Source organism: Lacipirellula limnantheis, assembly GCF_007746075.1.
Taxonomy (GTDB): domain Bacteria; phylum Planctomycetota; class Planctomycetia; order Pirellulales; family Lacipirellulaceae; genus Lacipirellula; species Lacipirellula limnantheis.
Map to the genome: position 1 here is coordinate 5,727,109 of NZ_CP036339.1, position 21,603 is coordinate 5,748,711.

A 21,603-nucleotide genomic window follows, 5' to 3' on the forward strand; every position below is an offset into this window, starting at 1 on the left:
CCACGTCCACATCTCCCCATCTCACCGTTTGGATTCGCACGCATGTTTCGCACGATTGCAATCTCCTTGAAGACGCCGCTCATCGCCGCCGCTCTCCTCAGCTTCGCCCTGGCCTCCGCCGAGGCGGTCCAAGTCACTGGCGTCGGCTACACGAATCACAGCCACGATCAGTTTGGCGATCCCATTCCCGGCTCGCCGTTCTTCAAAGGCACGGTCAACTCGAATAACAACACGCAATACGTCACTGGGCCCTCCGCCGGCCTGAGCGGCTCCATCAAAACGCCGAACAGCACTGTCGACGCTCCCATCGGCGCGAGCACCGCCGTCAGCGGACGAGTCACCATCAACGGCAACGCCACCGAAGCCGGCGTCGACGCCACTGTCGGCACTGCCGACGACTGGCTCGACTGCAATAACTTGCCGGCCGGCGTCACGTTGAGCTACGACGTCTCGTTTACGATCACCGCGGCCAACGGCAACAATCTCATCACCGCCAACGGCAATACCGGCAACGGCCTGGCGATCGCCAACGATGCTGCCCAGAACTACGGCAACCTCGATGCCGGCGAAGTGCTGCAGATCAGCGCCGTGACGACATCTAGTCACGCGTGGGGCGGCGCCCCGACAGCGGCTTTCGTCTTCACTCCTGGTTCGTTCGGCGTCACCAGATTCACCGCCTTACGTTCGAATACATTCGACGAAGCGACTGAAGGGATCACCATTTCCGACGGCACAAACACCTGGGGCTTCGGCACGTCGACCGGAACTGCGGGCAGCAACCTGATGCTGGAAAACAATCTCGGCAATCCGTTCGGCCCCGCCGGCGGCGACCTACCCCTGACGATCACCACCGACACCGGCGCCTGGACGCTCAAGAGCTTCCGACTGAGTACCCCGGTGATATACGACCTCGTCCCCGCGCCGCTGACGACCGACGCCGACTTCAATGGCGACGGACTGGTCGACGGCGCCGACTTCCTCGTCTGGCAGCAGAACCTCGGCCTCGCGGCAGGCGCCACCAACGAGCAAGGCGACGCCGACGGCAACGCGGCCGTCAACGACCTCGACCTCGTCGCGTGGCAAACGAATTTCGGCGCTGGCGCCACTCCGCCGCCGATCTCCGCCATCCCCGAACCGGCCGCCGCGACGCTCGCCGCGCTCGCCTTGCTCGCTGGCGCCGCCCTCGGCAAACGCAGCTAGCGCACGCCTTGCAACTCCCGACTTCGAAGCCCACTCTACAGATATCGTTCTTGAAATGCTGAGCTGATAGCGACTTAACCACAGAGGACACAGAGAGCACAGAGAGCACAGAGAAAAGCCAACAGCGATCACTTCCTTTTCATGTTCTCTGTGGCCTCTGTGTTCTCTGTGGTAAATGCATTTCATCATGGCAGTCGAAAAACCCTCTCCGCCGGTGGGTCTGCCCGGCGGCGAGCCCATTTATTGGGGAAAAAGTCGCGAGAACTGACGGGGGTCTAATTCGCGACCGACGCCCCGGCGCGAAAAAGCCCCTGCGGCAGACCGCCGAGAGTTCCTCTCGGCGCTCCGCAGGGACTTTAGTAGCCTGTCAGCTATGACGCACACACCCGCCGACGATCCCCACGTCCAAGCCCGCCTTGAACTCGCCGTCGCCGCCGCCAAAGCGGCCGGCGCCATCACACTGCAGTGGTTCCGCCAGGCGGGCCTCGGCGTCGAGCGTAAGGGCGACGGCTCGCCAGTCACGGCCGCCGATCGCGCCTCGGAAACTCACCTCCGCGAGCAGATCTCGGCCCACTTCCCCGACGACGCCATCCTGGGCGAGGAATTCGGCGAGAAGCCCGGCACGTCCCCCTACCGCTGGGTGCTCGACCCAATCGACGGCACCAAGAGCTTCATCAGCGGCATCCCCCTCTACACGACGCTCGTCGCCGTGATGAAGGACGACCAACCGCTGATCGGCGTCATCTACGCCCCTGCCACCGGCGAAATCGTTTACGCCGCCGTCGGCGGGCCCACTTGGTTTGCCGTCGGCGACAGCGCGCCCATTAAGTCGCGCGTCTCCTCAACCGGGCAACTCGCCGAAGCGACGTTCGTCACCACCGAAGTCAGCAAGTTCGATCGCAAGGGGAGCCAGGCCGTCCGCTCCATTTACAACCACCTGGAGAAGCACTCGCGCCTTACCCGCACCTGGGGCGACGCCTACGGCTTCCTCCTGGTCGCCACGGGCCGCGCCGACGTGATGGTGGACCTCTTCATCAGCCTGTGGGACGCCGCGGCCCTGAAGCCCGTGATCGAAGGCGCCGGCGGGCACTATTCCGATTGGAAAGGACTACCGTCGGTGCATACCGGCAACGCGGTGGCCACGAACCGGCATTTGGCCGGCGTGGTGCTGGAACTGACGCAATCAGCGTAAAAGTGCTGCTGGACGACGTGCCATTCTGCGTGGACTAGAATGCAGGAAACGCACTCCATGATCTCACTTGGCGTCTATGTGGCCCAACGCCGCTGAAACTGAAGAGCTCCTCCTCAACGCCCGCCAGGGCGATCGCGACGCCGTCGATCGGTTGATGGAACGCCATCGCCAGTCACTCGAACGGATGGTCCGCGGCCGGCTCAACCGGGCCGTCGCCCGGCGCGTCGACGCGAGCGACGTCGTGCAGGAGACGCTTCTCACGGCGAGCAAGCGGATGGCCGAGTACGTCCGCGATCCGCGGCTGCCCTTCCACGCCTGGCTGCGGCAAATCGCCCGCGATCGGCTCAACGACGTTTATCGCCGCCAACTTGCCGACAAGCGCAGCGTCGCCAACGAACAATCCGTCGGCGGCGAGGGCAGCGACTTCATCCCGCCGGCGGCATTGGTGCGCGACGAGGAACTCACTCCGGCCGCGGCGCTGATGCATCGCGAATTCGCCGAACGATTCCACGCCGCCGTTGAAACCCTCAGCGACGCCGACCGCGAACTCATCTTCATGCGTCACGCGGAGCAACTCACCAACAGCGAAGTTGCCGAGGTGCTGGGCCTCAGCCAACCGGCCGCCGCAATGCGCTATTTGCGCGCCCTGCGGCAGTTGAAGTCAGTCCTGGGCGACGCGAGCATTGATTGATTGAAATAGGACTCGAATGCGGGGCACCCCCTGGCTCCGCCAGGGGGTCGCTAACCATGCCGGTACGCGTCGTCCGACGAACGTCTACCCCCCGGCAAAGCCCAGGGCTGCAAACTCAATAAAGACTTTAATGAACCACACTGCCGCTTCTGATCCGCCGCACAGCGACCGCGAGGAGCAGGTCGCGTCGCTGCTGGAAGAATTACTGGCAGCGAAGCGGCGCGGCCAGACGATCGACGTCGAACTCATCGCCGCCCAGCATCCCGACCTTGCCGACGAGTTGCGCGAACTCTGGGGCGTTGCCGCCCTCGCCGAGGAATTCCAAAGCGAGTCCGAAATCACCTTGCCATGGCAGGACGGCCGCGCCCGTCGACCGGCGCCGCCGCACCCCCGCTCGGACGAACGCATTTCCCGGCACGGACAGCTTCCCGACCGCCACTTCGGCGACTACGAGCTCCTCGAAGAACTCGGCCGCGGCGGCATGGGGGTCGTCTATCGCGCGCGGCAACGCAGCCTCGACCGCATCGTGGCGCTGAAAATCGTCCTCCGCGGCGCTACCGCCAGCCTCGCCGACCTCGCGCGGTTCCGCGGCGAAGCGGAAACCGCCGCCCGACTCAACCACCCGAGCATCGTCCCGGTCTACGAAGTTGGCCAACAGGGCGACCTCCCCTTCTTCACAATGCGTTACGTCGAGGGACACACCCTCGCCCGCCGCATCGCCGACGGTCCGCTGCCAGCGCGGGAAGCGGCGCGGCTGCTGGCCCCCATCGCCCGCGCGATCGCCGCCGCGCATCAACAAGGCGTGCTGCACCGCGATCTCAAGCCATCGAATGTGTTGATCGACGACAATGGCGAACCCTACGTTAGCGACTTCGGCCTCGCCAAACGGCTCACGCCCGACAGCGACGACGCGGCCGCGCTTGCCGACGCCGCCCAACTCACGCAAACGGGCGCCATCATCGGCACTCCCGGCTACATGAGCCCCGAACAAGCCGCCGGCAGCCGCGGCTCGATCGGCACTGCGTCAGACGTCTACAGCCTTGGCGCCATTCTCTACGCCACGCTCACCGGCCGGCCGCCGTTTCAGGGCGCCACGCCGGTCGACACCGTGCTGCTGGTGCTCGAACAAGAACCAGCGCCGCCGCAGTTGCTCAACCCGCGCGTTGATCGCGATCTCGAAATGATCGCGATGAAATGTTTGCAGAAGCCGGTCGAGCTCCGTTACGCCAGCGCCGACGACTTGGCCGACGACCTTGACGCCTACCTCGCGAACGAACCAATCTCCGCACGTTCGGGTCGCTTCTCCGGCATCGTCACCCGCGCCTTCCGCGAAACGCACCATGTGAGCATCCTCGAAAACTGGGGCCTCCTCTGGATGCTCCACGCCGCGGTGCTGCTCGTCCTCTGCCTCGTGACGAACGGCTTCCAACTCGCCGGCGTCACGTCACGCTGGCCCTACATCGGTCTCTGGACGATCGGCCTCGGCAGCTGGGCCGCCATCTTCTGGAACCTGCGCCACCGCAGCGGACCGATCACCTTCGTCGAACGGCAGATCGCCCACATCTGGGCCGGCAGCATGATCATCGACACGTCGATGTACATCATCGAATGGCAGCTCGGCCTCGCCGTGCTCACACTCTCGCCAGTCCTCGGCCCCGTGAGCGGCGCCGTCTTCCTGATGAAGGCCGCCATGCTTTCGGGGCGCTTCTACATCCACGCCGCCGTGCTCTCCATCACCGGCATGGCGATGGCGTGGCTGCAAGTGCAAACCTTCATGCCAAACCTGGGCCTCACGCTCTTCGGCATTGTCTCCGCCGCCTGCTTCGCGCTACCCGGCTGGAAGTACTGGCGGCAGGTGAAGAAGAGGTGATGCTACTTGCAGCTCCGCCGGGGGGTCGCTCACCATGCCGGTACGCAACGTGCCGGGGGCTGCACCGTCACTCTACCCCAACCAGTTCCTCCTCCCGCCAAACGCTCACCTCCGACAACCCCTGCATCGCCGTCGCAATCTGCGCCACCAGTTCCTCCGCCCGCGCCGCCGGCGCTCCGCTGAACTTCGCTAAATGAATCATCGTCACCAGCTCGCGCACCCACGCCAGCGTCCCGATCAAATCCCCATGCAGCTGCTTCCGTAGCGCCGCCAGCTGCCGCATATTCTCGCGCCGCACCTCTTCGCTGTGCCGCGCCTTCCCCACGTCGGCCGCCGCCGCAGCCAGCGGATCGTCACGCGTCACCGGCTCGGCCAGCAGCCGATCCAACTGCCGAATCCGCTCCGCCTGCAGCCGCCACGCCGAACGCAACTCCACGAGTCGCCGCGCCTCGCAACTCAGCACATCCCCGGCCCACCCATCGAGTCCCTCGAGCGCCGCATCTAGCTCCCCCTCCACCTGCCCAATCGCCGTCGCGAGCGCATCACGCTCACCAGACTCTTCGCTCTCCCCCGGCGGCTTGCCGCTTAGCGTCTCCCCTTCTCCCTTGTTAGCAGCCAACAACAACGGCAAATAAAACGGCCAGAAAAACAGCACCGCCATCAGTTCCACCGGGGCGCCTCCGCGCAGGTAATGCGCGACGGCCACCACCAGCCCAAACACCACATAAAAAATCGACGTCTCAAGGAGTAACATGGCTCGCCGCCTCCCGCATCGCGCGGAGTTCCGCCTCGACCGCGCAGGACTCTTCGCCCCCCTGGTCAGGCGAACCCGCCGCCGGCGCTCGCAATGTGGAGTCACGAAGCCGACGGCGGACGCCCAACAGTTGTTCGGCAGTTTGCATAACAGAAGCCCTTAAAATTGGATGCGTTGTATTTGTATTTCAGCCCCTGGCTCCGCCAGGGGGTCGCTCGCCACAGCGGTAGTCGTCGCCCCACGCCGCGCTACCCCCTGGCAAAGCCAGGGGCTACAGTTCGCTATGCGAACTCAAACAACCCAAAGCAGAAGAACAACTCCCCTCAAATCGCCCCCACCAACAGCAGCCACGATAATGGCGTCACATGGAACGGCTCGAGCCGTTCCATCACCCGCCGAAAGACGTCGCTCATCGCCACGCCCACCCGGCAAACACCACGAGATTCACCAACAGCACGAACCCCGCTTGCGGCACGGTCGCCGTGAAGAATCAGTTGATCGGGATCGACGCCAGCATGGCGACCCCGCCCCAACTCACCGTCACGAGCGCCGCCAACAGCGTGCTGCTCACCGGTAGTCGCGAACCGGAAAGACAGTCGTCATCCCGTTGGTCGTCGTCCCCGCGATCGCCGTCGCCAGGAGCGCTCCCCACACGGGCGACCGATAGGCGCCCCGCCCTTCGTTCCAGGCAACGGCAAACTCCTCGGAATCGCGCAAGGCGAGCCCGACATGGGTCAGGCCGCTACGTACCTGCTGGCGAAACATCGTTCGGTCTCCTGTTTGTTCGATGCGTGCCCAAGCAGGAAACCGAGAAACTACACCCCCCATTAACAGGACGCGCCGAAAATGGCAGACTTGGCAAACATGGCAGACTCGGGCAGTGAACACACCTCGCCGCGCCGGTCATTCGCCACGCGCCTTCGCCAGCCGCGCGTCGTCCAAATCAAGCCGGTACAGCATTTGGTTGTAGTCATACCGCGGCGTCGGCTGCGGCCGGTCGGCAAAGCTGGTCGTGTACGTTCCTTCGAATAACAGCACCGGCGACTTGGCGTCGGCCAGCTCCGCATGCAGCCGCGGGTTGTAGAAGGTGTAATTGTCGTGCGACAGCACCTTCACGGCCGGTCCCCACGGACCGGTCGGGGCGTCGGCCTCGGCATACCAGATTTCACCGAAGACCGAGGGCTTGCCGAACGACTCCATGAACACGGTCACCCAGCGACCGCGGAATTCGTTCCACGCGATCGAGCCGGAGTGGGGCGTTACCTGGCCGCCGTCGACCGTCGGCAACGTTTCCTGTGGGGCGAGTTTTTCCCACGTCGCGGCGTCCTGCCACGCCTCGAACGTGGCCGGGCAGCGGAAGTTCGGCAGCGGGTTGCCCAGCAGCAGCCACTCCTTGCCGGCGTCGTCGCGCCACAGCGCCGGCTGGCCGTCTGGCATAAATGGCCGCTCCGGTTCCGTCGTCGTCTTCGTCCACGCCTTGCGAAGCAGTTCGAACTTCTCGGCCTCATCATTCCAGACGCAGAGGCCCGCTTCGTACGCCTCCAGCGGCGGGCGGATCTTGAGGTAAGTCGCCACGAGCTTCGAGTTGCCTTCGCGATCGGGCAGGCTGACGTAGGCAGTGATCCAAGTCGGGCCCTTGCCAGGGAATTCGGCGACGCCCCGGGGTACGCCCCGCTCGTTGCGGAAATAGTCGTAGTGAAGCGCCAGCGGCGGTTCAAACTTCGTGATCGGCCGCGGTTCGGTCGTCGCGCTCGTGCTATGAAACACGCCGAACCGATACGACGGCAAGTCGGTGTCGCCCCACAGCCAGAAGCGCCGCCCGCGATGATTGGCAACCTGCACCGAGTCGCACCCGAAGACGCCTGACTCCTGCCAGTCGTCGCGCTCGCCGAGCTGCTGGCTCTCCGCAAAGATGCCGCCGCCGGTAAGCCGACCTAGCCGCTTGGCAATGATGCTCCGCTCGACTTCAATTCGCACCGTTTGTCCTGACCGCGGCGTCAGCCTGATGCCGCGAGCGCCAAAGCCATCCGCCTTCACGCCATAGCCATGACCCGAGACGTCGAACCAAATCTCGCGCTGCAGCAGATCGGGTTGATCGACGGCAATCACGCCTGCGTTGTCGGTCACCAGCACGATGTCGCTCGTCGTCCGCAACTCCACGAGGGGAACGGGCCAGCCGTTCTCTTTATCGACCACCTCGATTCTGCATGGTTCGACTGCGCGTGCGGCAGGCGATGCCGGCAGCCCAAATGCTGCGAATGCCGCAGTGATCAAACACCCTGTAACTCCACATTGATTCGACACCGCCTACCCCCGAATTCTCGAATACCGGTCAATTCCCGCACTTTATTGTACTTAGGAACCCGGCTGCGACATGATGTCGCCGCACGACAAGCAAATGACAAGGAAACTCATTGTGCAACCGGACTGATTTGTGTCATGTTAACGGATTGGTTTCTCCTGGGCGGCGACAAACTGCTTGGGATGCTACGCGTCGAATCGTGAGGCGGCCCTCATCGCTCGACGCCCTGCCCTTCAGCCGCATAGGACATACGGCCCGCCTTGCGCACGCGGCGCGCCGTTTAGCAACGCCGGAGCGCCAAGCAATTCGCCATGGCAAGCCGGCGACTAGTCGCCGTTTCACCAACGTCAACCACGTTTGAGGAGGCTTTTGATGTCCATGCAGCTGCTAGTTCAACGACGTCCGACGCACGTTCGCTGCCTTGCCCTACTCGTCGCGGGAGCCTTTGCCCATGCCGCTAGCGCCGCCGACGTCGCCTATTGGCGTCACGAAGAAGGTCCGGCCGGTCAGATCGTCGCCAGCGGACCCGATACGGTCCTCGACTCCTCGGGCAACGGCAACCACATGCAGACGTTCGCTTCCGGCGTCTCCCCATTCACCGCAGCGACCTACACGTCGACCGTCTCGCCCTTGCCGCTCCGCAGCGGGCTCGCGAACAACTTGTCGCTCGACTTCGGCCCCAATCCCACCGGCTTCACGGATGACGGCGGCGGGCTGAACGACGACAACTACACCGCCGGCGAGCCTATCCAGACCTACCTCTTCGAGTCGATCACGATTGAACTGGCATTCAACATGAACTCGATCGGCGGCTACCAGGCAATCTTCGGCAAAGACGGCAAGCCGCTGGGCGATAGCCCCGTGCCGCCGATCAAGTTCCTCATCCGCGGCGACGACTTCCCCGACGCGGCGCCGAACCAGCTCTTCGTCGAATGGATCGACGGCAACGGCGCCATTCACTTCCTCGCCACGCGCGAGACCGTCGTGGCCGGCCAGTGGAATCACGTCGCCTTGACGCTCAGCTCGACCGACGCCCAGCTCTGGGTCGCCGGCGAAACGGGCGACTACGCCCTGAAAGATTCGATCACCGGCGGCACGTTCGCGGGCCCTGGCGGCGACGTCATCTACTTCGACCCGACGTCGTTCACCGTGGGCCGCGGCGCATTCGACAACAACGTGACCGACTGGGCCGATGCAAAGATCGACGAAGTTCGCATCAGCGACGCCGTGCTGACTCCCAACCAGTTTCTGTTCGTTACCTCGCCCGCGGGTCAGGACGGCGATTTCAACAATGACAACATCGTCGATGGCGCCGACTTCCTGATCTGGCAGCGCGGTTTCGGACCTGCCGGAACGAATCTAACGGGCGACGCTGACGGCAACGGCGTCGTCGACGCCGCCGACCTCGCCATCTGGAAATCGCAGTTCGGCGGCCCGCCGGCCGCGGTCGCCGCTGGCGCCGTTCCCGAACCAGCGACGCTGGCCCTCGGCGCCTTGGCCGCCTGCCTGATCGGCATGGTTTCACGGCGGCGCTAAACCTCGCGTCGAGTCTGCGGTAAGCCGCTAGCTCCCGTCAACTGTTTGTCCGGCGCGAAGCGGCGGCCTATCGTAAGGGAACCATGTTGCAACCTCTTCGCGCGCGGAATGTTAGAACGCTGACGACGCGATCGCTTCAGTTTGAGTCCCTGGAACCCCGCCGCGTCCTCGCCGGCCACGGCCTCACCGCGCAGTACTTCCATAACGTCGACTTTACCGGGCTGGCCGCCGAACGCGAGGAGGCGCCGAGCTTCGCCTGGGGCCTCGCGTCGCCCGCGCCCGGGATGGACGCCGAGTCCTTCAGCGTCCGTTGGTTCGGAGGTGTGGAAGCAAAGTATACGGAAACCTATACGATCCGCACCGTCAGCGATGACGGCGTCCGATTATGGGTCGACGGCAAATTGCTGATCGACGACTGGGCAGCGAGCAACGCCCGCGTTGAGTCCGCCACGATCGATCTCCAGGCCGGTGAGCAGTACGACATTCGACTGGAATACTTCGACGCGACCGGATCCGCGCAGTTGCGGCTCCAATGGTCAAGCGCCAGCCAACCGCTGGAAACCATCCCCGCGGCGCAACTTTATGCGAGCCCAGCTGGGCTGGCAGGCGCCTATGGCGACGCCTTCGGTCACGCCGGCCGTCGCACCGACTCGACGATCAATTTCAATTGGGGAACCGGCCAGCCAATCTCCGGCGTCGCCGCCGACAACTTCCAAGTCCGTTGGACCGGATACTTGCGGCCCGACGTGAGCGAGACATACCAGTTTCGCATCCGCAGCGACGAGCAGGTTCGACTGTGGATTGGCAATGAGCTAATTATCGATCACTGGAGCCCGCACGCGCTCGCCGAAGATATCGGCGTGAAGCAGCTCGAAGCCGGGAAGTGGTACGACATTCGGCTGGAGTACGCCGACGTTTCGGGAAACGCCCAGGTCGATCTTGCGTGGCAAAGCTTCGGGCAAACCGGCGGCGAGTTCTCAGGGATCCCCGCCGCGAATCTTCGCGCCGCGCAGGAAAGTCCGCTTTACGCGACGAACCCGCTCGGCCCTGGCCAAGACCCGTTCGTGATTCAATGGGAGGGGACCTATCTTCACGTTCGCTCAGCGGGCGGCGGCGTCTGGATCGATCAAGCCGACCGCCTTGAAGACATCCACCCCAGCGACCCCGCAAGCACGAGCGTCAAAGTCTGGACCGCGCCGACGGGAACAAATCACTCTAGTCAAATCTGGGCGCCGGAGCTCCATCAACTCAACGGCAAGTGGTACATCTACGTCGCCGCCTCCAGCGGCACGAACGCGACTCACCGCATGCACGTGCTGGAGCGAGACGATCCCAATCCAGTCGGCCCGTACGTCTACAAGGGACAACTCGCCGCAAGCACCGATCGCTGGGCGATCGACGGCACCGTCCTCCAATGGCAAGGCGGTCTCTACTTCATCTGGTCGGGCTGGCCGGGGACGCGCGACGGACAGCAGAATCTTTACATCGCTCAAATGACGAACCCCTGGACGATCAGCGGCGACCGGACGTTGCTCAGCATGCCGACGCTGCCGTGGGAACAGTATGGCCTGCCCATCAACGAAGGACCGCAAGTACTGATCCACGAAGGTCAGCTTCACATCATTTATTCCGCCAGCGGCTACTGGACCGATCAGTACGCTCTGGGTCGACTGACCTACGACGGCGTCGGCTCGATCATGAATGCGAACTCGTGGACGAAGGCTCCGACGCCCGTGTTCCAACAAGCGGGAGACGTCGTCGGCGTCGGACACGCTTCGTTTGTGAAGTCGCCCGACGGTACGGAAGATTGGATCGTCTACCACGCTCACCATGATCGCCTTAACTGGCAAGACGACCGCGACATTCTCATTCAGCAGTTCACGTTCCATCCCGACGGAACGCCGAATTTCGGTACGCCAATTCCCAAGACCACGCCAGTCGCCGTCCCATCGGGGTACGTCGACCCCAATCGCGATTTCGTCCTGGGCGACTACGACGCCAGCGAAGTGGTTAACAGCGCCGACCTGACCGTGTTCGCCGGGCTGTTTGGATTGCCGATCACGCCCGGCATTTCGGCTGACGGCGACGTCAGCGGTCTGGTCGATGGGAATGACTTCCTCGTGTGGCAGCGCCGCTTCGGGGCCACGCCGCCCGTCTTAGTTCCCTTGCGGGCGTCGAGCGCGCCAGCTGCCACGGGTGAGATCTCAACCGAGAACAATCCGGCCGACGCCGCCCCAGCAATCGCGGCGGAGGAAACTACCGGCGCGAATCATCCGACGATTCTGCTCAACGCAGCGCTGGTTGACCTGGCCATGGCGAACGAATCATTCCGGCGCGATATCCCCTCCCGCGCCCGCACCGCTACGCCGAACGCGACGGCTGCCCCCGAGCGGCCGCGCACCGCTGAACGTACGACGCCGTTTCCAGGATTCGACGTTCATCATTCCCTGACGCGACAGGCGGCCCAACGATTCTCTACGAACGAGTTCAGCCCGAGCGTGGCCCCTTGCCCCTCGAATCCGCTGGACTACTTCTTCTCCGACTTGCTCTCTGCCAGCGAATCGTAAATGGGCGGCTCGCCCATCAAGGTGGGTACGAGCATCGCGCCAAAGCACGCCGACAGCATCGGCAACAACAGCGTGAAGCTGCCGGTCATTTCGATCACCAGCACGATGCCGGTCATCGGCGCCCGCACGACCGCCGTAAAGAACGCCGCCATGCCGACGACTCCCGCCGCGGCTGGACTCGACTCGATCGTCGGAAACCAACCGCCGACGACCGCTCCGTAGATCACGCCTATCTGCGTTCCCACCGCGAGCATCGGCGCGAAAAGTCCGCCAGGCGTCCGCGCGGCATAGGAGACTGGTCCCAGGACAAAGCGCACCACGAGCATCGCCAGCACCGTGGCAACGGGCGCAAGTTCGGTGAGCGTCTGCTCGGTGAGAGCTTCGCCGCCGCCGACCCAGTCGGGCGCTCGCCAGGCAAGAGCGCCGACGGCGGCGCCGATCGCGGCAGCCTGCAACTCGATCGGAACTCGCTTGACGACCCGCCCGCCGACGGCCAACGCTCCAAGGATCGCGCGGTTATAGGCGACGCCGAGTAGCCCCGTGATCAGCCCCAAGACCAAATAGAACGGCAGCGCCCCCGCCCCCGGATAGGGTGACTCAGCAACGACGAAATCGGGACCTTGTCCGAGAATAACGCGGCTCACGGCGATGGCGCTGGCGGAAGCGCCCAAGGTCGCGATGGAGGACCGAGTTTCAAAACGCCGCAACAGTTCTTCGATGACGAACACGGCTCCGGCAATTGGCGCATTGAAGGCCGTCGCCAGTCCGGCGCCCGCGCCGGCGGCGAGCAGCGTCAGGCAGTCGTCCGCGTTCCGCTTACTCAATCGACCAATGAAGTGAGCAACGCTCGCCCCCATCTGTACTGTCGGCCCTTCGCGGCCGAGCGCGAGCCCCGCGCCGATCGCCAACCAACCGCCGACAAACTTCACCGGAATCAATCGCAGCGGCGCCTGCGGCACGCGCCTGTTCAGCACCGCTTCGACGTGAGGGATGCCGCTTCCAGAAGCCTCGGGTGAGAACCGCCGTACCAGCCACGCCGCGAGAGCCGTCGCGGCGGCGCCCAGCACGACCAAGGCGATCAGCCCGCTGATTCCATGCTCCTGCGCCCAGGCGGCAATCAAATCGCGCTGGCCGTCAGCCGCCTCCAGCGCCCGCCGGAAGAGGGCTCCCAACAGTCCAGAGGCGCCGCCAACCACCAACGATAGCGCCGCCAGCGACGCCAATCGGTCGGTTGGCGCGGCGCCTTCATGGGGGGCAACATTAGTTTTCAGCGGCGGCGGCAACGCGGTTTCCTCGTCAGGTGATCCAGAGAATAGCAAATCGTCCCCGCGCCAGTTACCCGAGTTCAGCCCACCGGCGCTCGTGCGCGGGCGCGCGGCACGCCCATTGCAGCCTCCGGCGTCACGGAAGCCGTGCGATGAGACTTGCCGACGTATTTCAACGCGCCAGGCGGCTTTGGGCCGCGAATCGCCGTGCTCGCCGTGAGCTCGTTCGAACACTATCGCAGTCCATGCGGTCGCTTAACCAACACCCTGAATACCAGGCCACCGCGCGCGAACTTGAGGAGTGGGCCGAGCGCCGGGGTAATTCGTGCTAGTCAACTACTTCAAACAACGGCCCCCCATGACGGCTCCCGTCGAGGCGGCCCGGCATGGAGGTTGGGCCTCCTCGGCGATGTTTTCGACGCGTTTTCTTAACCCGCGTCAATTGACGACGGCAAGATTGCCGAATTGCCTGCGAGCTATACTTGCCGTCAAACCTGCTTTCTTTCTCCGGAGAACAATCCCATGCACTACCGAAAATTGCGCCTCGCCCTGTCGCTACTAGCTGTCACGATCATCGCCACCGGATTCGCCACGGCTCAAGACACCAACAATCGGCGCGAACGGCTCCGCAAGGCCGTCGGCGCTGCCGCAGGCGTCGCCGAAGGCCTAATTGAAGAGAATGCCAGTTCCGCCGTCCCGATCGTCGATGGACGCGTCATTATTCTGCAGCGGACGGAGAAGCGAGCGGAGCAAGGCTCGGCAGCGTCGAAACCGCACGAGGTCAATGCGGGCGGTTTGGTCATCGTCGAAGTTCCCGACACGCAAAGCCATCCGACCGAAGTCGATGAGCCGATGGTCACCCCGAACGGGGCCTTGCAGTCCTTTGGAAAGGTGCGCGGCATACGCACCAACAATGAAGGTCAGCCGATGATGGGAGGCGGGTACACGTGGTTCCTGTTCAAATCGCTCGCCGAGGGCCCCGCCACGTTGAACGTCAAGTACACCCCCAACGGCGGCGGCGATCCCGTCGACCAGACGTATGAAGTTAACGTCACCGCGAAGTAGCGGCGTTGCTCGTACCCAGTCCCGGCTTCGCGCCGGGGCTGGGCCTTATGTCTCGTAGTGCGAGACGTCGTTCCACAGCTGAATGACTGGCTCATTCAAGTTGTGCTCATAGCCCAACGCGCTCAGGCTTGCCGTCGCCAGCGTAAACAGTTCTCCACCGGCCGGGGGCAACAGCAGCCAGCGGGCCCCGAGCATCCGCGTAAAGTGCCCGCTGGAGAATATCAGGACATTGCCTCCCGCGGCTCGCGCTCGCGCGAGGACGCGATCGGCGCGGGCGGCAACTTGTTCGGGCGACTCTCCGCCAGGGCAACCATGTTCGAAGACTCGCCAGCCCGGTCGTAGTTCCTGGATCTGCGCATTGGTCAGTCCCTCGTACTCGCCGTAATTCCATTCGACGAGATCAGGGTCGACCTCGGCAACGCCGCCGAAGCCAGCCAATTCGCACGTCCGCGCCGCACGAATCAATGGGCTGGTCCAGACCGCGGCGAACTCAATCTTGCGCAGCCGCGCGCCCAGCCGTTCGGCATCGTACTCTCCCTCCGGGAGCAACGGCAAATCAGTGAGTCCCGTGTGCTGTCCCGAGCGGCTCCACTCAGTTTGGCCGTGCCGGGCCAGGTACACGATCGGCAGCTTCGAGCTCATGTTCCTCTCCTGTAAATCTGCGCTATCCGTCGACGGCGTGGCCTGCAAGAGTGTAGGTTCCCCCTGTTATCTCTCCCTCGCCGAGAGAGGCAAGGGCCGAGTTTCGGCCGCCCCAGCCCAGCGACCGCCCTGCCACCGGTCACGAGACGGCGGAGATCCGGCGGATTTTCGCGTGCTTTTGACGCATGCTCATTCGTAACCTAGCCTTTCGGGTTGAACCGGACGCTACGGTTCCACCGACTTCTAGAACTCAACAACACCCGCGTGCCGGCGGCACGCGCACCACATTTCGTCACCTCACACTGCGAGTAGGAACATGGACAGCCCCACCACCCCCGTCCCCGGCCCGTTTCGCACCGTCATTGCCGCGGAAGTGGAAACGCTTCGCAATCATTGGAAGTGGTTCCTCGCCCTCGGCATTGGCTTGGTCGTCCTCGGCACGATCTCGCTCGGTTGCTCGATCCTCACTACCGAAGTGGCGGTCGTCGCCTTCGGCTTCCTGATGCTCGCCGGCGGCATCGCCGAAATCATCAGCGCCTTTTGGGCCGGCAAGTGGAGCGGCACGCTGATCCACTTGTTGATCGGCATCCTCTACACGGTGGTCGGCGTCATGATCATCGACACGCCGCTGCAAAGCGCTGTGCAACTGACGCTCCTGTTGGCGTTCTTCTTGGTCTTCAGCGGTATCCTCCGCATCGTCTTCGCCCTGAGCGAGCAGTTCACCGGCTGGGGTTGGGTGTTGCTCAACGGCGCCGTCACTCTGCTGTTAGGCATGTTGATCTACAAGCAATGGCCTGCCTCGGGCCTGTGGGTCATCGGCCTGTTCATCGGCATTGAGATGATCTTTAACGGCTGGGCTTGGGTGATGTTGTCACTCACCCTTCGGCCGCGCGAAGTGAAGTAAGCGAAGATAACGCTGGCGGATAGCATACAACCCACCCGCGATACAAAAAGCCAGCCGTGCGACATGCACGGCTGGCTTTTTTTGCTTTATCGAGTCGCGCGAGGTCGTCGACGATCCCTAGATGGCTCGCCGGGTTACCCGATCCTCATCGAGCGCCCGCTTCAGCGCCGCGCGTTCGCGATTGATCTCGTCCGCCGTTCGCACGCCTAGCCGACGCATCACCGGCAGCGGCGGGCACCAACCTTGAATCGCGTGTTGCAACAGGAAGGCGGCAATCACGGCGGGGACCGCGAAGAAGCGTCTGTCGACGAAAGCCCCTAGCGCCGAACCTACCAGGATCGCCGTCGACGCATTGGTTTCGAGCAGCCGCTCAATGTCCCACTCGCGATCGAGCTCACCAAGTCGTTGCCTGATGGCAGTCGGTCCGGCATGCAGGGCGCGGGCAATGCTGACGTCGGTCGCTCGGCGGATTTGTTCGTTGACATGCGCCGCGGTTTGCCGCGGCACTCTCTCGATCGTGGACGGAATCATGGCTTCGCTCCCGGCAATGTCGTTCAGGCGGAATCGCTGACGTCAGTGCAAGCCGCGTGCCATTTCCTCCGCCTCCTGCTTCCGGATGGTCTCCCGCAACCGCTGTCCAAACGTTTCATCGAGCGGGGTCGACTGCATCCACGGGTCAACGCGAAAAGCCCGCCGTGCTTGTTCAAACGTGAGGTCGGTGTCGATGTATCCGAGGTTGAACGCGATGCGGTCAGACAGGCCGGTGAGCAATACCTGCAAATCGTGTGGCAGCGAATGGCCGCCCAGTCGCCGCAAATGCATCAAGATCCGCGTCATGCAGTTGTTCCAGATGAGATTGTAGAATTCCGGCTTTTCTTCTAACTGATGCGCGCCCTCCATCATCGACCGGAAGATCGCCCGCATGCGCTCCGGCGTTGTTCGCGCGGGATAGAAAAAGACCGGAACTTTCCAGATGGCGCCGCGCAGCCCGACAACGTCGCGCTCGTCGCCGACGACGTACATCAGCTGCAGTTGCCGGAACATCGACGGGATCAGCTGGTAGGGCTGCCCCAATCGCCGCCGGCCTTCGACCGACACGGCCACCGTCTGCCCGTCCGAAAAGCCAAAGCAGACGAACACGTGAGCCACCGCGTCCAGACCCGGCATGGGCGCGATGACGTAGTACATCGAGTTGAGTTTCGAGAGATCGTACGTCCGGTCATAGAACCCCGGCGTAAAGTCGGTGCGCGACCGCCAAGTGAAGTTGCGCACGTTCTGCACATGGACCAGATCACCGTCGATTTCGACGATCGGATGCCGAGCTTGCTCCGGCGACCACTCGACTTTGGGATCCGGCGTCACGAAGCCGAAGTAATAAATGGCGATCGCCGCGGCGGAGGCGAGAGCGATCGTCGTCCACCGTTTGTCGCTCCAGGCCGTGCTGAACCAACGCCAAAGTCGCAACGGTTCGCGTCGGCCGCGCCAAAAGAGTGCGAGCACGGCAATCGCCACGGCCCCGGTCAGCCACTTTGGTCCCGGTCCGGTGAAATAAATCGCCAGCGCCGACCAGATGCCGACGAACCACCATCCAAAGGCGCGGCAGTAGCGGCCGGACCATGCGAAAACGCGACGTAACAATGCCATGAACCTGCCCGCCAGATGGACTTCGCGGCGGCGTCTGCCGCCGCGAAGTCCATCGTAGCACTAAGCGAAGCAGGATCCCATGCGATTGCTCAGACGTTCAGCTGGCGTTGCGACGCACTATGCCGCGCGAGTTTCCCCGCCCAGCACCGTCATAATCTCGCCGCTGATGTAGCTCGAATCCACTTCCGAGGCGAAGAAAACAAACGCAGGCGCCACCTCCTCCGGCTGCCCGGGTCGTTTCATCGGCGTCTTGGCGCCATGCTCGGCGACGTCCTCTGCCGGCTTCGATACCGGCTGCAGCGGCGTCCAGATCGGCCCCGGCGCCACGCAGTTCACGCGAATTTTGCGATCGGCCAAGTTCATCGCTAGAGATTTGGTGAAGGCGTGGATCGCTCCCTTGGTGGTCGCGTAGTCGATCAGCGTTTTGTTGCCTTCGAGCCCCGTGATCGAACCGCAATTGATGATCGCGCTGCCCGGCTTAAGGTGTTTCAAAGCAGCCTTGGCCATGCGGAAATAGCCGTAAATATTCACCTTGAACGTGCGATCCCAGTCCTCTTCAGTCAAATCTTCAAACTGCTCGCGCGTTTCCTGGTAGGCCGCGTTGTTCACCAGAATGTCGAGCTGTCCGAATTTCTTCACGGTCTGTTCGACGGCGTCGCGACAGAACTTCGGATCAGAGACGTCGCCTGGGAGCAGTAGTGCATCCCGACCTTCCTCCTCGACGGCCTGCTTCACCACTTCCGCATCCGCTTTTTCCTCCGGCAGATAAACGATCGCCACGTTGGCGCCCTCGCGAGCGAAGAGCACGGCCACCGAACGGCCAATCCCCGAGTCTCCGCCGGTGATCAGTGCGACCTTGCCCGCAAGCTTGTCGGCTCCCTTGTATTTCGGCGCCAGATACTGGGGCTCGGGCGTCATCGCCGAGTCGAGGCCGGGCTTCGGTTGAGTCTGTGCCGGTAACGGCGACTTCGGTTTCGCGCCGGTTTGGTCTTCGTCGCGGGCTTTTTCCGTCTGCTTCGCTTTGGTTTGGCTCATCGCATCGTTTCCTTTTTCTTTTCTTCGCGGCGTCTTGGAGCGGATTACTCAAACGCCAGTGACCCGGGCGTTTGCCGTCCTACGCGGTGGAGCTTGCATTCGTTGAATTCGGCGGCTTGCTTACGCGCCGAAACGTGAGCGAGACGCATTGCATCTCGCGTGCCGTCGTGGCTGCCATAGCCATGACCGGCTGGCCGCGCATTCGGTGGCACCATCACAGCAGTCGTGAAGCGTCGAGCGAGGCGCTGCGGCCCTCGCCGCGGTCGCATCGGAACCAGCCATGGCCGTTCGTCGTTCAGCCGCCGATTTGCTTCCGCGGCGAATGAGTCTCGCCTCACGGCGTCGTGCGGCGGAGGAATCCAGTGGCTTGAACGCAGACGCTGCTCACTTCATATCCCGCTTCAATCCCGATCGCGTCGCTTGCGTCGCCAGTGGATCATCGGGCCAGGCATGTTTAGGATAGCGTCGCCGCAGTTCCTTCTTCACCTCGGGATACGTGTTCGCCCAGAAACTCGCGAGGTCGGCCGTTACCTGTTGCGGTCGCCGATTCGGCCCAAGCAGGTGCAGCAGCACTGCCACTCGGCCGCCGCCGATGCGCGGCGTCTCGCGTACGCCGAACAGCTCTTGGATTCGCACCGCCAGCACCGGCGGTCGCCCAGGTTCGTACGAGAGGGGATGCCGATTGCCGTTGGAAAGCTCGTACTCGCGCGGAGCCAGTCGCTCGATCTCGACCAGTCGTTCGTAACCGACGCGCTGTTGCACGTGCGACATCCAGTCAGCGGAGCCAATCTCGTCGAGCGAACGAAGCCCGATGCACACGTCTGGCAGCAGCGCTCCAAGTTCCCCATCGTCCAGCGACGACAATCCCAAATCGGGGAGCGACGTCGCCAGCCAGCGGACGCGCGCGATCAAACTTCCCGCCGCTGATTCGGCGGCGGGCAGATACCGCGGTAACTGCGGCAGCGCTTCACGCGCCAGGATCTCAGCGGCCGCCGCAGGGTCGCTGATCGCCACGGGAGTTTCTTCGAGCAGCAAATCGGCGAAATACGTTCGCGATCGCGCCTCAACCTGTTTGCGCGTCGGATTGTAAAACAGTTCGTCTCTTGTCGTGAGCAACTGGGTCGGCAACCATGCCCGTTCCACCGCCGAGGCCAATCTGGCCCGCGCCTCGCCGCCGGCGTCGTTCAGATCGATCGCCAGCAGCAGCGTCTCGCCCCGCACGCGCGAGCCGCCGTCGAGTCGCACGCCGCGTCCGCCGACCATCGTCGCTCGATCTTGCGTTCCGCCGCGGAGTTTCGCCAGCCGATCGGGAAACGCCTCCAGCAGCGCCTGCATCAAACTCAGCTCCGGCGTCTCGCTGCGCGGCGCCAGCGGCGTCTCGACCAAGCGATAGAGCTGCTCGGCGGATCGCAGGACGTTTCGCGCTCCGCCAGGGTGGAGCTCCAGTTCAGGATCAGCCATCCGCATGCCGCCGTGATAAGCCTGCAGCGCCGCCACGCGGTCGACGACGTCCGATCTGGAGCGGACGGCATGGTGATCGCGCGGACCGCGACGTCCTTGATCCGCGACGCGAAAGGGATCGCGTTCCGACAGCAACGCGGCCGCAATCGAACTCTCGCGCAAGACTCCATACTGAGCGCCGGCCAGCAGCAGGCGCCCCAATCGCGGATGCGCAGGCAGCCGCGAAAGTTCTTTCCCCAGCCGAGTCACTCGCTGACCTTCATCGATCGCACCGAGTAACAAGAGCAGCCGGCGAGCATTCTCAATGGCTTCGGCCGGCGGCGCGTCGAGCCACGGAAAATCGTCCGCCTCGCCCAGCACCAGCAGTTGCAGCAGCGGTTCCGCCAAATCGCTGCGCAGCGCTTCGGGCGCCTCGGCCGCCGGGCGATGACGATGCATGGCTTCTTCCCAGAGCCGCCAGCAGACTCCCGGCGCCGTCCGTCCGGCGCGACCGGCACGCTGTTCGGCGGAGGCCTGTGAAATGGGTACAAGTTCCAGCCGCGGCAGACCCGTTCCTGGCGCGACGCGCAGTTGCCGGGCCTGCCCCGAATCGATCACCGCCGTCACGCCCGGAATCGTCAGCGACGTCTCCGCCACGTTCGTCGAGAGGATAACCTTGCGCTGCCCCGTTTCGAGCAGCGCCCGATCTTGCTCCTCGGGGGGCAGATCGCCGAAGAGCTTCAGCAACGCGTGCCCCTGCCGCTCAGCCAACGCCAGCGCCGCTTCGCAGCGCATGATCTCGCCGACGCCCGGCAAGAAAACCAGCACGTGCCCGTCGGTCTCGGCCAACGCTTCGGTCACGGTTGCCGCCACGAGGTCGGGCAACTCGCGTTGCTCGCCGCGACGTTGGTAGCGAACGCTGACCGGGAATCGCCGTCCCTCGGCGTGAATCACCGGACAGTCGCCGAGCAGCTTCGCCACCGGACCCGCGGCCAGCGTAGCGCTCATGACCACGATTCGCAAATCGGGTCGCAACGTCTGGCGCACGCGCAACAGCAGCCCGAGCACCAGGTCCATCTCGATGGTTCGCTCGTGGAACTCGTCGAGCACCACGGCGCCGATCCCTTCAAGCGAAATGTCATCCAGCAACCGCCGCAGCATGATGCCGGTCGTTTCGACGATCAGCCGCGTCTCGCGACTGACGCAGGAATCGAAGCGCACGAGATAACCGACCTCGCCGCCAAGTCGAGCTCCGCGTAGCCGCGCAATTTGCCGGGCCACGGCTCGCGCCGCCAGTCGCCTGGGTTGAATCAGGGCGAGTTTCTGGCCCGCCGGCAGGTCATCGAGCACCGCTGCCGGGACAAGCATGGTCTTGCCCGAACCGGGAGGCGCCGTCACGACGACTCCGCCGGCGCGCGACGCGACGACAATCTGCGGCAAGACGCCGGCGACCGGCAGGGCGGCGAGAAGATCGGCAGGGAGCTCGTCGCTCATGA

18 protein-coding genes are annotated in these 21,603 nt (G+C 63.9%); 8 read left to right on the plus strand and 10 right to left on the minus strand.

What is annotated here, in order from left to right; all coding sequences use genetic code 11:
* Positions 1-42: 42 nt before the first annotated feature.
* From I41_RS22285 to I41_RS22300, 4 genes are all read left to right on the plus strand, one after another.
* On the plus strand, positions 43-1,200 hold the full coding sequence (locus tag I41_RS22285; protein WP_145435109.1) for a hypothetical protein: 1,158 nt from the start codon (positions 43-45) through the stop codon (positions 1,198-1,200).
* 373 nt (positions 1,201-1,573) lie between these two features.
* Positions 1,574-2,392: an inositol monophosphatase family protein gene (locus I41_RS22290; RefSeq protein ID WP_145435111.1), complete on the plus strand. Its 819-nt coding sequence runs from the start codon at positions 1,574-1,576 to the stop codon at positions 2,390-2,392.
* A 76-nt stretch (positions 2,393-2,468) separates the two neighbouring features.
* Complete coding sequence (locus I41_RS22295; RefSeq protein WP_145436463.1) at positions 2,469-3,083, plus strand: sigma-70 family RNA polymerase sigma factor; 615 nt, start codon at positions 2,469-2,471, stop codon at positions 3,081-3,083.
* Between the two features lie 130 nt (positions 3,084-3,213).
* Positions 3,214-4,953 carry a serine/threonine-protein kinase gene (locus tag I41_RS22300; protein WP_145435113.1) on the plus strand — a complete coding sequence of 580 codons (1,740 nt, stop codon included), beginning with the start codon at positions 3,214-3,216 and terminating at the stop codon, positions 4,951-4,953.
* 67 nt (positions 4,954-5,020) lie between these two features.
* On the opposite strand, the gene I41_RS22305 is transcribed toward I41_RS22300, so the two are convergent.
* The 4 genes from I41_RS22305 to I41_RS22315 form a co-directional block, all read right to left on the minus strand.
* Positions 5,021-5,707, minus strand: coding sequence for a hypothetical protein (locus I41_RS22305; protein ID WP_145435114.1), 687 nt, complete (start codon positions 5,705-5,707; stop codon positions 5,021-5,023).
* Positions 5,694-5,855 carry a hypothetical protein gene (locus I41_RS27505; protein WP_168207088.1) on the minus strand — a complete coding sequence of 54 codons (162 nt, stop codon included), beginning with the start codon at positions 5,853-5,855 and terminating at the stop codon, positions 5,694-5,696. Before I41_RS27505 ends, I41_RS22305 begins: the two co-directional genes overlap by 14 nt.
* Positions 5,856-6,274: 419 nt before the next feature.
* The gene (locus tag I41_RS22310) at positions 6,275-6,472 is read right to left on the minus strand and encodes a hypothetical protein (protein ID WP_145435116.1); all 198 of its coding nucleotides are present in this window, start codon (positions 6,470-6,472) and stop codon (positions 6,275-6,277) included.
* Positions 6,473-6,610: 138 nt separating this feature from the next.
* Positions 6,611-7,903 (minus strand): hypothetical protein, encoded by a 1,293-nt coding sequence (locus I41_RS22315; RefSeq protein ID WP_210421036.1) that lies wholly within the window; start codon positions 7,901-7,903, stop codon positions 6,611-6,613.
* Between the two features lie 478 nt (positions 7,904-8,381).
* Here I41_RS22315 and I41_RS22320 point away from each other — a divergent pair, with 478 nt between their 5' ends.
* Together I41_RS22320 and I41_RS22325 are read left to right on the plus strand one after the other, a co-directional pair.
* Complete coding sequence (locus I41_RS22320) at positions 8,382-9,545, plus strand: LamG-like jellyroll fold domain-containing protein (RefSeq protein WP_145435118.1); 1,164 nt, start codon at positions 8,382-8,384, stop codon at positions 9,543-9,545.
* 83 nt (positions 9,546-9,628) lie between these two features.
* Positions 9,629-12,112: a PA14 domain-containing protein gene (locus I41_RS22325; protein WP_145435120.1), complete on the plus strand. Its 2,484-nt coding sequence runs from the start codon at positions 9,629-9,631 to the stop codon at positions 12,110-12,112.
* Here I41_RS22325 and clcA read toward each other — a convergent pair.
* The gene (gene clcA / locus I41_RS22330) at positions 12,073-13,395 is read right to left on the minus strand and encodes a H(+)/Cl(-) exchange transporter ClcA (RefSeq protein ID WP_210421037.1); all 1,323 of its coding nucleotides are present in this window, start codon (positions 13,393-13,395) and stop codon (positions 12,073-12,075) included. The genes I41_RS22325 and clcA overlap by 40 nt on opposite strands.
* 504 nt (positions 13,396-13,899) lie before the next feature.
* Between clcA and I41_RS22335 the strand changes: the two genes are divergently transcribed.
* Entirely contained in the window at positions 13,900-14,442 is a 543-nt protein-coding gene (locus I41_RS22335) for a hypothetical protein (RefSeq protein ID WP_145435122.1), read from the plus strand.
* A gap of 45 nt (positions 14,443-14,487) precedes the next feature.
* On the opposite strand, the gene I41_RS22340 is transcribed toward I41_RS22335, so the two are convergent.
* The gene (locus tag I41_RS22340; RefSeq protein WP_145435124.1) at positions 14,488-15,084 is read right to left on the minus strand and encodes a histidine phosphatase family protein; all 597 of its coding nucleotides are present in this window, start codon (positions 15,082-15,084) and stop codon (positions 14,488-14,490) included.
* A gap of 316 nt (positions 15,085-15,400) precedes the next feature.
* On the opposite strand from I41_RS22340, the gene I41_RS22345 reads away from it, so the two are divergent.
* Positions 15,401-15,988 carry an HdeD family acid-resistance protein gene (locus tag I41_RS22345; protein WP_145435127.1) on the plus strand — a complete coding sequence of 196 codons (588 nt, stop codon included), beginning with the start codon at positions 15,401-15,403 and terminating at the stop codon, positions 15,986-15,988.
* A gap of 117 nt (positions 15,989-16,105) precedes the next feature.
* Here I41_RS22345 and I41_RS22350 read toward each other — a convergent pair whose 3' ends face one another.
* The 4 genes from I41_RS22350 to hrpB form a co-directional block, all read right to left on the minus strand.
* Entirely contained in the window at positions 16,106-16,519 is a 414-nt protein-coding gene (locus I41_RS22350; RefSeq protein WP_145435129.1) for a DUF2892 domain-containing protein, read from the minus strand.
* 42 nt (positions 16,520-16,561) lie between these two features.
* Positions 16,562-17,632: a lipoprotein N-acyltransferase Lnb domain-containing protein gene (locus I41_RS22355; protein ID WP_145435131.1), complete on the minus strand. Its 1,071-nt coding sequence runs from the start codon at positions 17,630-17,632 to the stop codon at positions 16,562-16,564.
* A 117-nt stretch (positions 17,633-17,749) separates the two neighbouring features.
* Positions 17,750-18,667 carry an SDR family oxidoreductase gene (locus I41_RS22360; RefSeq protein ID WP_145435133.1) on the minus strand — a complete coding sequence of 306 codons (918 nt, stop codon included), beginning with the start codon at positions 18,665-18,667 and terminating at the stop codon, positions 17,750-17,752.
* A 384-nt stretch (positions 18,668-19,051) separates the two neighbouring features.
* Positions 19,052-21,601 carry an ATP-dependent helicase HrpB gene (gene hrpB, locus I41_RS22365; RefSeq protein WP_145435135.1) on the minus strand — a complete coding sequence of 850 codons (2,550 nt, stop codon included), beginning with the start codon at positions 21,599-21,601 and terminating at the stop codon, positions 19,052-19,054.
* Positions 21,602-21,603: the final 2 nt, after the last annotated feature.